The sequence below is a fragment of the Clostridium magnum DSM 2767 genome, assembly GCF_001623875.1.
Classification (GTDB): Bacteria; Bacillota; Clostridia; order Clostridiales; family Clostridiaceae; genus Clostridium_AM; species Clostridium_AM magnum.
Genome location: NZ_LWAE01000007.1, coordinates 1 through 13,724, shown reverse-complemented (window position 1 = coordinate 13,724; position 13,724 = coordinate 1). Strand labels below are relative to the sequence as shown.

Genomic DNA, 13,724 nt, shown 5'->3' with positions numbered 1-13,724 from the left:
ACCTCTATGTTCTAATGCATACCCTCAATTATTAAACATGACTTTAAGGTAGTTGTTAACAAACCTTCTTCTTTATCTCCTTAATCCTCTCAATATCCTCTTTCTTCCCCACAAAAATAATATCATCGCTCTCTACCACAAAAACATCATCAAGTCCTACAACAACAATAGGCTTTTCCTTACTCACGACAATATTATTACTTCCCTCAATATTCTTTATATCTCCAACACAAACATTGTTGTTATCATCCTTCTCTCGATATCTCTCAACAGAATACCACGTTCCTATATCATCCCATCCAAAATCAGCAGGTATAACATAGATATTTTTTGCCTTCTCCATTATTCCATAATCTACCGATACACTATCTACCTGATGGTACTTGCTCTCTAAAACTTTATTAAATTCCTCTTCTGAAGCAGCTGCTATTTCACTCAATACCTCATATGTATTACACAGATATTCCTTAGTTAGATTAAGTACAGTAGAACACTTCCATACAAACATTCCACCATTCCATAAAAAGTTTCCTTCACTTAGATATCTTTTAGCTTTGTCCAAGTCAGGCTTTTCCTCAAATTTATCTACTTTTCTAATTTCAAATTCATCTAATGTTTTTTCTATCTCGCTGTATTTTATATAACCATATCCTGTTTCTGGCCTATCTGGTCTCATGCCTAGTGTTACAATAGCACTATCGCAATTTTCTACAAATTCATTCGCCATATCTATAGTTTTTCTAAACTTATTCTCATCTACTATCAAATGATCTGATGGCAGAACCACTATAGATGCATCTCCGTAGCATTTGTTTATTATAAAAGCAGAAAGTGCTATACAGGGTGCTGTATTTTTACCTACTGGCTCTACTATGATGTTTCTTTCAGGCAAATTAGGTAGCTGCTCTCTAACTAATTCTACATATCTTTTAGCGGTTACAACAAAAACTCTTTCTATAGGAATTAACTCTTCCAATCTCTTCACTGTCATCTGAATCATTGTTTCATTCCCTAAAAGATTCAAAAACTGCTTTGGTTTTTCATCTGTTGATAAAGGCCAAAATCTTTCCCCTTTACCACCTGCCATAATTAGTGCACATAACATACTAAGCCCCCCCTTATGCCGCATTCTCATCTCCAAACAACACCCAAACCGTCCTAAATATCAACTTCAAATCCACCCAAAGGCTTCGCTCTTCAATATACCTAATATCTAGCCTCATCCATTCCTCAAAGCCAATACTGCTTCTCCCCATAACCTGCCAATAACAAGTAAGTCCTGGCTTAGCCAAAAGCTTCAGCTTATGATATTCACTAAACTTATCAACTTCCCTTGGCAAATTAGGTCTAGGTCCTACCAAAGACATCTCCCCCTTAAGTACATTAAGCAATTGAGGTAATTCATCAATGCTTGTCCTTCTAATGAACCTTCCAACATTAGTAACCCTTGGGTCCCCCTTTATCTTAAACATAGGTCCTGTCATTTCATTTTTATCTTTTAGTTTGTCCAAAATTTCTTCTGCATTTATTACCATAGATCTAAACTTATACATTCTAAATTTCTTGCCATCCTTACCTACTCTTTCTTGAGCAAAAAACACCGGTCCCCTAGAATTTATTTTAATAGCAATAGCTACTATTATCATAACCGGACTTAAAAGTATAGTTCCACACAGGGATCCAAAAATATCTAGAACTCTTTTAAAAAAATAATATCCTATGCTCTTGTTATAGGTATCCATACACTGAATGGCGGTAGTGTTTTCCTTAACCTCTTCCATATCCATCCAACCTTTCCTGCAATAATATTAATTACATTATAATACCGCATAATAGCTTTAACAACCTATTTTTAATCAATTGTTAATAAAATCCAAGTAAAATTATGATATAATATATCTTTAATACGAATTTTATTTTCACTTATATTTGAATTAAATTTATTTTTTCTTTAACGCAAAATAAAGAAGTCCTTTTTTTAATCAAGACTTCTTCCATAAATACTAAAATTCTATTTTCCTTTTTTCTTCTTTTTCTTTCCACCATCATTACCATAATAATAATGATAATAATATCCGTAATAACCCTTTTCCTGTACTTCTAACTTATTTAGTACTACTCCTAGTATCTTAGCATTAACCTTTTGTAAAAGCTCCTTAGCCTTTACTGCTGCTTCTCTTTCTGCTTGTGAAGAGGCTATTACTAAAAGAGAGCCATCTGCGTGACTTGCTAGAAGCTGTGCATCTGTTACCGCTATTATTGGAGGCGTATCTATTATTATGTATTCATATCTTTCCTTCAAAGCATCTATAAAGGCCCTCATCTTACTTGAACCTAGAAGTTCTGATGGATTGGGAGGTCTTGTGCCTGATGTCAAAATACTTAAGTTTGGAACTTTTGTTTCTTGAACAGCTTCTTCAAACTTTACCTTTCCTACAAGTAAGTCTGATATACCCCTTTCATTGGTGGTTAAAAATACCTTATGTAATCTAGGCTTTCTTTGGTCACAATCTATTAATATTGTCTTACTTCCACTCTCCGCCATAACCACAGCAAGATTTGATGCTGTAGTAGATTTTCCTTCTCCTGGTCCTGAACTGGTTACGACTATAGTTTGAATTTTATTATCAAAGGATGAAAATTGAATGTTAGTTCTTAAAGTCCTATAAGCTTCTGCTATAGGAGATTTAGGACTTTTAACTGATATAATATCTGGTTTCTCCATATTTTCCACTCCATTTATCCATAATATACAAAATTATATTACTGCAAAACTAATATAAACTCGTAAATTAATTATATTTCTAATTTTATCTTTTGAAAAAACTAAATAAACTTTTTTTCTCTTTTATTTTTTGAGCATTTAAATGTATTTTTTCATTATTTAAGAGAACTTGTCCATTATTTACAACACTCTTAGCTAGGTCTCTATTTAAGCTTTCTAATACTTTAAAAGCTTCGTTGATGCCTGGACAACGCCTTCCTGTTGAATGTGCATCAGAGGCTATAAAATCACACACGCCATGTTGAATTAAAACTTCGGAGGTTTTCTGTACCTTCTTTCCAAATAATCCAGTAATACTCCCTCCATTTATTTGAAAAAGACACCCTTCTTCTATGAAATCATTTATTATAGAAGGTTTTTCTATTATATAATTATATCTTTCTGGATGAGCAATTATAGGCCTTATTCCCTTTAACTTAAGCTCATATATTATATCTATTGCATTTTTAGGCAGTACATCCATAGAAAGTTCTATAAGCATATATTCTGTATTCCCTATACATCCTACTACCTCTTTTTTATAATTTCCCATAGTATGGTTGTCTAAAAATATTTCCTGACCTATCACCACCTGTATATCCATAGCTTTATCTATGATTACACTATTAACTTCGTCCACAGCTTTCTTTACGTCTTCATAAGTATTCTCAAAATAGCCAGTTCTATAATGGGGAGTGGCTACTATTTTAGCCGTTCCATTATCTATTGCAATTTGAAGCATATTAAGTGTGGTATCTATGTCTTTTGCTCCGTCATCTATTCTTGGAAGTATGTGACTGTGTATATCTATCATAATTATATCACCTTTTTACTATTCCATATTTTTAGGTATTATGCCTATGACAGGTAAATCTAAATATCTACTTATATCATCTTCTGTTTTTATGGTACTATCCATATACTCCAGTACAAAAGCAAGTCCAACAGAAGCCATTAATCCTATAAAAAATGCTATAGCTACATTTAAAGCCTTCTTTGGTTTTATAGGCTTTTCAGGGGTCTTTGCATTATCCATAACTTGAATATTTCCTGATGGATATATCCTTTTAGCTTCTTGAATAAAAGCTTCACTAACTGCATTGATTATAAGATAGGCTTGTTTTGGATCGTTATTTTCAATGTTAAATTCAATAATTTGAGTATCTGCCTGGGGTGTTACTGTGACCATTTTTTGAATCTGATCTGCTGTTACACCCTTTACTCTAGCAGAAGCATTTTCTGCAACCGCTCTGGATTTTCCAATTTCTGCATAGGTCTTTACAAGCTTTTGAAACATCATAACATCATTATAATTATATTGACTTTTATCAACAGTTGATTCGCTATCTGTTTTACCTATAACAATACTAGTTTTTGCCTGGTAGGTTGGTTTGATCACAAAAAAACTAAGTATTACTGAAACTAGTGTACATAAAACAGTAATACCAACTATCAATTTTAATCTTTTTCTTAGTATATTAAAGAAATCCCTTAAATCCAGTGTTATTTCTTCATCCATAAATCGCTATTCCTCCTTAGTTATATTAAACTTATTTCCCTAACATTTGACTTACTATGTTGATATCATTTCCATTTATATTAGAAAATACAGCGGATTTTAATTCTGCTTTTTCACTAGGGGACAAGTTTTTGTATATGTCTCTGGCACCACTAGCTGCTGAGTAAGTATCCATTGATGGATTGCCTTTCATACTGTTTATTACAGAGATCATTTCTGATATGACAGCCTTTTGTCCACTGGTGCTCACAGAAGACATAGCTGCATTTAAACCACTGCTTATTCTGTCAAATGCCTGATTCATTTCCTCGGTATTTTTTGCAGGTTGTGAGGAACTATTATCTGCTGATTCTTTTTTAGAAGGTTCATCACTTTTTTCTATGATTGAATTTTCTTCAGTATCTGTAGTTGATAAGCTTTTTGAACCACCTTGTAATGAACTTTTAGTTTTATTTTCTAAGGCTTTTAACTGTTCCTCTATTGTAGTAGAACTTTTTTCTACGCCCAGTAAAAGCTTCTCATCTTTAATTTGGAGAGATTTGATCTGTAAGGATATCATAGACTTATCTAATACTATATTTTCACTATTTATGGATACTCCCTTTTTCAAATAGTTTTTTAGCTTATTTAGTACTAAGCTATTAGGTATTCTTATAGTTCCAACTTTAAAATATGATGATTTATACTGAATATTGTTATTATCTAAAGTTAAGTTACCTTCTGAGGATACTAACAAATTATATCCTTTGTAGGATATAGGAATATAAAGTTTTAGGCCATTATTTAATATATGAGGATATATTCCTTTAACTGTAATACTTCCCGAAGTCATTTGTCCTTTAAAATACATATTTTTAACCTGATTTAACTCTTCATTATTAAGCTGTAGGGTAGCACCTTGTTTTTGGGCTTCTCTAATTTTATCTATTAATTCAGAGGATATCTTTATATCTGATTGGACATAGGAAGAATTGGAGAATAATGATGTGAAAAATACACCTAGTAATACAATTAAAATTAAGGCAACAGACAAAAATATACTAATTTTTTTCTTATTCTTTAATTTAGTCATTGTATATCTCCTCAGAAATTATATTTTATATATTCGTATTTATTTTATCATTATCTCTTTTATACGTAAACTTATAATATTTTTAGCCTTACTAACTTTAACTTCCACATATAACTGGAAAAGAGCTAATGAAGTGAAAACTTGAATCAGGTCGAGTTTCAAACTCCACCTGATTCTTAGTTGAACGAATCCAGGGACGTATCCGCTCTTTACTCCCATTTAATCAGAGAGCCCAAATCTATGATTTGGTGTGAATTGCTTACTCCTCTGACATAGGAAGAGGGTTTTCATATAAAGCATGGGAGTATTAGAGCGGGTAGTCATCGGACAAACTATCAATCTATTAGCTCTATAATGACACTTGATTATTTATAGATTACTTCTATAGTTTTGCTACTGCCATCGCTACTTATTGAAAGATTGAACTTTCCACCTGTGCATATAAGGTCGAGAGCACCTTGTGCTATTCCTGTACTTCCTGTATCTGTCAATCCAAAATCAGCAGGAACATTCAATTCTGTCCATCCAGCACTTACGCTTTTTGAAACCGGCAAACCATTCATTGATAACTTTAAAGTTCTTGCTGATGCTGAATAGACTCTTATTTTAGTAAGTCTATTATTATTAAAGTTATCACTTATATCAATAGAACTTTCATTATTAATATTAAATTCAGATTTGGATCCATTTGAGAATATAATTTCCACATCACCATCTGCATCAGTTGTTACTGAAGTACTACCTCCGCCTCCTGCTGCCCCGCCGCCACCAGCTGCTGGAGTTTGAGGAGTAGTTGTCTGCTCTCCACTGCTTGTTGTAACATAGTTTTCAAGGGTACTTACAATAGCTTCTGGAACTGCAGCAGTACCACCTAGGGCCACAACCTTTGTATTTCCACTTATACTACTCTTTATAAAGCTGTCTGTAGCTGTTGGAATAGTTTTATAAGTTAAAATTACAGGAGATGAGGTTTGTACTGCTAAAGCAGTTCCTGAAAGTGCATCTGCAAACTCGTTTCCTGTAGGACCATCTGCTTGTACTACATATAAATTGTCGAATTTTAAATCCTTTGCGAAGTACTCCATTACCTTAAGATTTGTTTCAAATCTATTTTGGCCGCTAATTCTTACCGCTGAACTTGAAACCTGCTGCGCTGTACTATCACTTATAACTCCTGAACCACCTATTATATATGAGTTACTTATAGAGGCTTTGTTATCATTAATATAGTTTTGAACTACTTCCGGTAATCCGTCCTTACCTGTTAAAAGTATAGGCATATTTTTCTGAGCTGCTATTGGAGCTACTGAAAGAGCATCTGCAAAACCATAACCAGAAGTTACAGCCACTGCATTAATTGGACCAATTTCCTTCGCCACTATAACAGAGGTTTCATATCTATCATTTCCTCCAAGACGCTTGATATCACTTACAACTGCTGATAAATCACTTTCTGCTTGCTGAGAAACGGAAGCATATTTTCCTATAACGAATACGTGCTTTGCTCCTAATCTTTTTATCTCTTCCTTTGTAGTACTATTTAATTCTTGACTACCAGTTAAAAGTATTGGTGCATTATATTTTTTAGCAAGAGGCGCTGCACATAATGCATCTGCATAACCCTCACCGCTGGCAAGTACAACATAATCGGATGTTGCCCAACCTTCTTTTGATATTGCTACTGCTGTTTGATACCTATCTTGTCCTCCAAGTCTAGAAGAAGCTGCAGATACATAAGAAGATCCTAAAGCATTTATAGAAGCTGCTACTAAAACTCCTAAAATAGCACTCATAAGTTTTTTATTTCTCACTACCATGTGTTATTCTCCTTTTTATTTTTATAATATGAAAGTACTTAATTACATCATTGTATTTGTTATTTTAACATCAATAACCCTAAACTTCAATCAGCTGAGGTTTCATCAGTTCATTAAAAAACTCAGGTACAATACCTGAGTTTTTTATTTTTACTCAATAACCTATTTAGCTAAAACTTTTACTGTAAAGAAGTCCATTCCACAGTATACTGTATATGTTCCTGGAGTTGAGTCTCCAAGGTTTAATAGATTTGTTATGTTAGCTTCTCTTGAAAGTGAAGTATTGTATATAACTTTACCATCTTTGCTTATTTTAGTTATCTCTTTAGAGAAACCTGCATAACTAATACTTAATTTTGGAGCAGCACTGCTAGTATTATACATTGCTTCTATTCTAGTTTTTAAGTTATTTTTGAATATTTCGTAAGTTAATGTTTTGTCTAATATTCTTGTTGCAACCTCATACACATTTATATCTCCATTAGTAGTGATATATGGTGAGTAATTTAATCTTCCTAAGAATTCTTTAACTGGTACTCCATCAACTTTAATATATGAAGAATGTAAATCAATTTGCTCCTGTACTTTAGTTAATTTTGCTTTTATTGTAGCATAGTCCTTACTCTGAGCAGTATCAAATGCAGTACTTAATGAATTTAAGCTGTCTTTATTTAATTGAACATTGATACCACTTTCTGTATTTACTGTAAAGTAGTTATTTAAGCTTGGATGCTTTGCTATATAAGTAGCAATGTTGTTAGTATATATTCCTGATACAAATGTTGTAATATCATTATATGATAGGGAATCAAGATCAGTCATTTGATCTATAGGTTTTATAACTACTGGCACAGGGGCAGTTACTCTAGCATCAGGTACAGATACTACGGTTACAACGATTATGTCATTAGTTATAGTTACTGTTACCTTTGCATTTCTAATTTGAATATTAGTAACATTTCCACTACCTTCAACCTTTATTTCATCTGCATTTGCATCTGCAGCAACTACAAGTGCTGCTATATTAGTATCTGAAGAAGTTTGTACATCTACATTTCCTTTGATTATAACAGGTTTGTCAAAGGCTCCTATAAGTTCTACAGCCTTATTTGCAGTGCTTGGCTGCAGTTCAACATCACCAAAGGATCCTTCAATCGCCTCAAGTTTTGCCTGTGAATTTACTTCAGTCACTTTTATATCTATATTTCCTTCTATTACTATTCTTACTTTATTACCATTATTGTTTACAGCTGCTATTACTAATTTATCAACTTTTGTATTGCCTTTAAAATGTATACTGTTACTTCCACCTGACTGAACTACTACATTTGCAGCAGTCACTGAGTCAAGGGTTACACTTTTACCATCACCTGGATCCAAATAAAGTGTTCCAGTTACTGTTATAGCGGAAAGCGTTGTACTATCAGCCTTAACATAAAGGTCTCCATTTATAGTTCCGTTTGAAAGTGCTACACCTGCAATTGTAATATATGCAGGACCACTTATAGTTCCTAATGAAGTATTTGTAGTATTTAAATAAGTTGCGCTATTACTACTTGAGCTTCCGCCACCTGAACTTCCACCTGGAGTTATTGTGCCTGTGGCTGATAATGTAATAACATCGCTTACCATGGAATCTGCTATATTAGCCGTTCCACCTAGCACTGTTATCGTAGTATTCTTAGTTAATCTTGTCTTAATAAGTTCTTTAGTGCTATCACTTAATTCTTTTCCTACTATTATTAGAGGTGCTTTGTCTTTAGCTGCTAATGCAGAACCTGTTAAAGCATCTGCAAATTCATTACCAGTTGGTCCATTTCCTAGAGCAAAATATGCCTTGTTAAAGTTAAAATCTGATGCAAATTTATTAATTACTGCTGCATTAGTTGCATATCTGTCTGAACCATATATTCTTTCAGCACCTGGAGTTGAGTTCATAGCTACATCACTAACTGAAGCATATCCACCAATTACGTAGGTTTTTGTTATACCTGTATTAGCTTTTATGTACTCAGCTGTTGCAGTTGATAGTGTATTGCTTTGTGTTAAAAGTATTGGCATTCCCTCTATAGCTGCCACTGGTGCTGCTGATAGAGCATCTGCATAGCCTTCTCCTGAAGCTAGTACTATTTTTGAATTAGTTCCTAGCTTTTCAGCTACTTTAACTGAAGTCTCATATCTGTTCTGTCCTGCTAATCTTTGAACATCACCAACTTGAGCCTTAATTTTGTCCTCTACATTCTGAGATACTACTCCTGTTCCACCTACAATAAATGCATGTTTTACATTTAATCTTTTTAACTCGCTTAAAGCATTTGCATTCAAATCACCATTTTGAGTTAAAAGGATAGGAGCATTATTTGCCTTTGCCAGTGGTGCTGCGCAAAGTGCATCTGCATATCCTTCTCCGCTTGCTATTACAGCATAATCCGAAGTACTTGTCCATCCAGTTTGTGCTACCTTTGTTGCTGTTTCATATCTGTCTGAACCCCATAATCTTGGGTTTTCTGACGGTGTGGTCGTTGCTGCTTTTACATTTACAGATACTACTGAACTTGTTACCAGTAAAGATGCAATAGTACTTGCTGATAAAGCTCTTTTTATCTTCTTTTGCATTATTCATCCCCCCATTTATCTTATAAAATATAAAGTTTAATTAATAATTCATCTGCGCAAAGAATGTCCACGCCCTTGAATTTGTTCTACAAGAGTAAAAAACTCCTTTATTTTAGCTAAAGTAATTATATTATACTACAATAATAAATTTTTTCCAATAATTATGCGAAGTTTTCCCTTCTAATTTGGCATTTGCTAGACTGCAGAAATTTTACTATGCTATTTAGCTGATTTCTTATAGATACCTTCTACAATAAAAAAACAGCTAATAAATGATTAAAATCATCTATTAGCTGTAATATTTATTGTGTTAACTGATTGATAAATGCCTGTACATTTACCATATAATCATTTACTGCCTTTTGAAGAGTAATTTTTTCACTATCTAGTGCTAACTTAGCAGAGTCTACTTGAAGCTTATCTACCTGTCCCAAATTAAATTTAGCAAGAGTATTATCGTATTTAGTTTGAGCATTTTGTACACTTACCTGTGCTGTTGCTATATTATCTTCGTAATTTTTTGCAGTATAGTAAGCTTGCCACAAAGTTATTTTATTTTGGATTATAGTATCTTGTAAAGTGTTTTGTGCATCCTGTAAGTTTAATTGAGAATTTAGAACATTAGTGTTATCTACATAATAGTATCTTGCATAAATATCAGCTTGCATTTTTAACAACTGAATATTGTTATTCGCTTTATGAATACTATAGATGTTCTCTGCAGCAGTATTTATTATCTCTTCTATTTTACTATCATCATATTTTACAAACTCTTTTGTTACAGGAGCTAATACTACATCACTATTCAAATCTATGTTTAGTATCTGCTTTATATTTAAAATATCCTGCTCAATCTGTGCCTTCGGAGTATTTAGCGTAGCTAATTTCTGACTTTTTTGTAAATTTAGTGAATCCACTGCATCAGAAGTTACTGTTCCTTGAGCTATTTTTGCTTTTGTCTGTTCTATTTGCTTGTCTATATTTTCAATAGTACTATTTATATTTCTTATTTGATCCTCACAATTTAAAGCATCCATATAGTACTTTTCTAGACTTACTTTTAAGTCTTTTAATTTGCTTTCCTTATCATGTTTTGCATATTCTATATTTTGACTAGCCTGCAGCGGTGTTACTGTTTCTTGAATTTTTACACCAGCATAGCTATCTCCAGAATAGTTAACAGCACTCTTACCGCTAGTACTAATTTGTAATGCCTTTTGATGAGCATCATCATATTGTCTATTAGTAAGTTTTATTTTTTGATCTAATAATTTTATTGTTGTATTATTCTTTTCTATACTATTTAGTGCATCCACTAAAGTAAGGCTTATTGTGCCAGTAGCACTTTGTGTTATATTTATATTAGTTCCATTTGAAGTAGTTGTTGTATCTGCTGCAAAAGTAGTACTGCTTATTCCTACAGACATTACTAGTGCAATTAATAAACTAACCTTTTTATTCATTAAATTTTCCTCCTTAATTTTGCCTTGGATCATTAAAGCTTTGAAGTATCTGCACCGATACCACAAGCATAATTGAGTTTAGTCTGTGATAACCATATATCTCTTTCTAGTGTTTTTAAGCTATTTTGTGCATCCTGGAGTGTTACTGCTTTGGAATCTAAATCCATTTTACTTATGATTCCTAAATTATACTTCTGCAATGCTTGATTATAATCCTTTTGTGTAAATTCAACGTTTTCCTTTTTAGACTTTAGCTGTTTAGATTTATTTTGTAAATCATTATACAGACTATCAATCTCTATTGAAATTTCTATTTTATCATTCTCTAAAGTATTCTGTGCTTCATTAATATAAAATTGTCCATCTTTATATTCATCTTGAGTATTATAATGATAAACTCCTTTTATAGTAAGGAATTCAAACTGTTTCAACTTTATTGTATCTTGATCATTTAAAATCTCAGCTCTATTTTTTAAGGCATCATTTAAATAATCATTGTAACTTCTTATGTAGGGCTTGTCTGTAATTTTATCTTTTAAAAGAGTATCATATTTAGTTTCAATAGGTACTCCTACTGTTTTATTCAATTGCATTGTTTGCAAATCATATTGGTCTTTTTACAGAATTAAATTTAGCCTTTTGAGCAAGATAGGCTGATTGCTTTGTTAACACATCTCCTTTTGACGCCATTCCCATATCCAGTTGCAGTTGTGCTTTTTTATAATCTGCTTCTGCATTATTCAATCTTTTTTGCTCTGTATCTACAGTATCCTTATAATTTAATAAAGTAATGTATTGCTGATACACACTTAAGTTTACTCCATTCTTAGCGACTTCTTTTTTATTAGTATATTGGTATAAGGCATTTTTCTGTATTGCTGGGGCATCATCCCTAGACTGCATAAGTTGCAGCTTTGAGGCATCATCACTGCCTTTTAAATTATCTAGTTGTTCATCATAATCTGATGCATCTTTTACTGCTTTTTTATATGAGTTTTCACTCTTCTGAATACTGATATCAATGCTTTTTATTGTTACTGAACTTTGCACAGCAGTATCTAGGACAGAATCTATATCCAAGGTATTTGATGCTGCAAAAACTGTATTGCTGCTTAAACAAGCTGCAATTATTAATCCTGCTGAAACCAGCATTTTAATTTTTTTCATACTTTCCCTCCTCGTTTACTATTACTATTCATATCTTACTACTTAGTAATTAAGTTAGATTTGTTGTTTTATTTTCAGAAGTATTTATTATATATTTATCTCCTTCTTTAATTTACTCATAACTTATTCCACATTTAGAAAATATCAGAAGGTTATATTCTTAATTATACATCATAGAATCACATAGAACTTTTACATTTTTGTAACATTTTTATATACTTCTCCTGTTTATTCAGTAGTTACTCACCCAAATACTCCTATCTGGTTAAGATTTTACTTCATTTGATCACCATTCTCTATTACCTTTGTCAAAGTCTCAAGTCCTTTAAAAATAGTTTCAACTTCTTCATCTGTAGCTGGATTTATTAATTCTTTAAGATATTCAGTAAATTCGCCACTAATCTTTTCTTCTAACTCCATGGCCTTATCTGTTATGCATATTAACACTTTTCTCCTGTCATCTACATCTCTAACTCTAGTTAACATTCCCTGCAAGCTTGTCTACCAAAACTGAAGCTGTACTATTGGAAGAAGACTTTCACTTTCTGTTAATGGGCCAGTGATGTGATTATTACTTTTCTGTTTAATAATTTAACATCAATTATTAAGTATAATTTTACCACAAGGATATATGTATTTCCATACTTTTTCAGTTATGCTAATTTATTTCTCTATTAAAACTAAAAATGAGAGGATAGCTCCAGGGCTACCCTCTCATCTTACAATTTGTGTATTTTAATCAATAACACTATATAATTTTAAATTAGTGAATAACAACTTGTCTTAGTAGTGTCATCAGTTGATGGTACATATTAGTTTTCCATCAGCATCCTTAAGAGTTTCTACATTAATTGCAGTATTCTTTAGAGCTACTCCTACTTTGTTAGTTGCAACAAACTTAGTAGCCTTATCAGCAGTGTTGAATTTAAACACTAAAGTATTATCAACTATTTGAACAGCATCAGCTTTTACTGATTCTCCATCTATAACGAATGTATAGTCATCAGTTTTAACTCCACTATGTGAATCAATAACATTATCAAATGTTATAACTACTGTTGATTCTGTGCTACCAGCAGTTGCATACCAGAAATCTGAAGTAGTTTTTGGTGCTGCTGTATAATTATATACTGTTGAAGCTAAAGTTGTTGGCGCAATTGCTGCTCCAGCAAGGTCTTTTTAAGCGTATTAGTAGCTAATACAAGTTGTGCTGCTGAACCTTGTGCCTTTATAGCTTCAATTTTATCTAAGTTTGTATCTGTGTATACTGGATTATTATCATATGCTGTTACAGCTGCTGCAGTTG

The 13,724-nt window shown here is 32.5% G+C and carries 13 protein-coding genes; all 13 read right to left on the bottom strand.

Going from position 1 to position 13,724, the window contains the following annotated elements; all coding sequences use genetic code 11:
• Nucleotides 1–55 precede the first annotated feature (55 nt).
• Nucleotides 56–1,105 (bottom strand): mannose-1-phosphate guanylyltransferase, encoded by a 1,050-nt coding sequence (locus tag CLMAG_RS22455; protein WP_066627849.1) that lies wholly within the window; start codon nt 1,103–1,105, stop codon nt 56–58.
• Nucleotides 1,106–1,118: 13 nt separating this feature from the next.
• Nucleotides 1,119–1,781 (bottom strand): sugar transferase, encoded by a 663-nt coding sequence (locus tag CLMAG_RS22450; protein ID WP_066628394.1) that lies wholly within the window; start codon nt 1,779–1,781, stop codon nt 1,119–1,121.
• A gap of 230 nt (nt 1,782–2,011) precedes the next feature.
• Nucleotides 2,012–2,725, bottom strand: coding sequence for a CpsD/CapB family tyrosine-protein kinase (locus CLMAG_RS22445; protein WP_066627846.1), 714 nt, complete (start codon nt 2,723–2,725; stop codon nt 2,012–2,014).
• A gap of 85 nt (nt 2,726–2,810) precedes the next feature.
• On the bottom strand, nt 2,811–3,578 hold the full coding sequence (locus CLMAG_RS22440) for a tyrosine-protein phosphatase (protein WP_066627843.1): 768 nt from the start codon (nt 3,576–3,578) through the stop codon (nt 2,811–2,813).
• 18 nt (nt 3,579–3,596) lie between these two features.
• On the bottom strand, nt 3,597–4,283 hold the full coding sequence (locus CLMAG_RS22435; RefSeq protein WP_066627840.1) for a YveK family protein: 687 nt from the start codon (nt 4,281–4,283) through the stop codon (nt 3,597–3,599).
• A 31-nt stretch (nt 4,284–4,314) separates the two neighbouring features.
• Nucleotides 4,315–5,355 (bottom strand): hypothetical protein, encoded by a 1,041-nt coding sequence (locus CLMAG_RS22430; RefSeq protein ID WP_066627837.1) that lies wholly within the window; start codon nt 5,353–5,355, stop codon nt 4,315–4,317.
• Nucleotides 5,356–5,720: 365 nt separating this feature from the next.
• Nucleotides 5,721–7,172 (bottom strand): cell wall-binding repeat-containing protein, encoded by a 1,452-nt coding sequence (locus CLMAG_RS22425; RefSeq protein ID WP_066627833.1) that lies wholly within the window; start codon nt 7,170–7,172, stop codon nt 5,721–5,723.
• Nucleotides 7,173–7,334: 162 nt separating this feature from the next.
• Nucleotides 7,335–9,788 carry a cell wall-binding repeat-containing protein gene (locus CLMAG_RS22420; protein ID WP_066627823.1) on the bottom strand — a complete coding sequence of 818 codons (2,454 nt, stop codon included), beginning with the start codon at nt 9,786–9,788 and terminating at the stop codon, nt 7,335–7,337.
• 302 nt (nt 9,789–10,090) lie between these two features.
• Nucleotides 10,091–11,251: a TolC family protein gene (locus tag CLMAG_RS22415; RefSeq protein ID WP_066627820.1), complete on the bottom strand. Its 1,161-nt coding sequence runs from the start codon at nt 11,249–11,251 to the stop codon at nt 10,091–10,093.
• A gap of 32 nt (nt 11,252–11,283) precedes the next feature.
• Nucleotides 11,284–11,838: a TolC family protein gene (locus CLMAG_RS31100; RefSeq protein ID WP_161487023.1), complete on the bottom strand. Its 555-nt coding sequence runs from the start codon at nt 11,836–11,838 to the stop codon at nt 11,284–11,286.
• A 16-nt stretch (nt 11,839–11,854) separates the two neighbouring features.
• Nucleotides 11,855–12,418: a TolC family protein gene (locus CLMAG_RS31095; protein WP_082832046.1), complete on the bottom strand. Its 564-nt coding sequence runs from the start codon at nt 12,416–12,418 to the stop codon at nt 11,855–11,857.
• Nucleotides 12,419–12,691: 273 nt separating this feature from the next.
• The gene (locus CLMAG_RS22405) at nt 12,692–12,904 is read right to left on the bottom strand and encodes a helix-turn-helix domain-containing protein (protein ID WP_153041003.1); all 213 of its coding nucleotides are present in this window, start codon (nt 12,902–12,904) and stop codon (nt 12,692–12,694) included.
• A gap of 309 nt (nt 12,905–13,213) precedes the next feature.
• A complete protein-coding gene (locus CLMAG_RS32650; RefSeq protein ID WP_161487022.1) occupies nt 13,214–13,351 on the bottom strand; it encodes a hypothetical protein in 138 nt (45 codons plus the stop codon).
• Nucleotides 13,352–13,724: the final 373 nt, after the last annotated feature.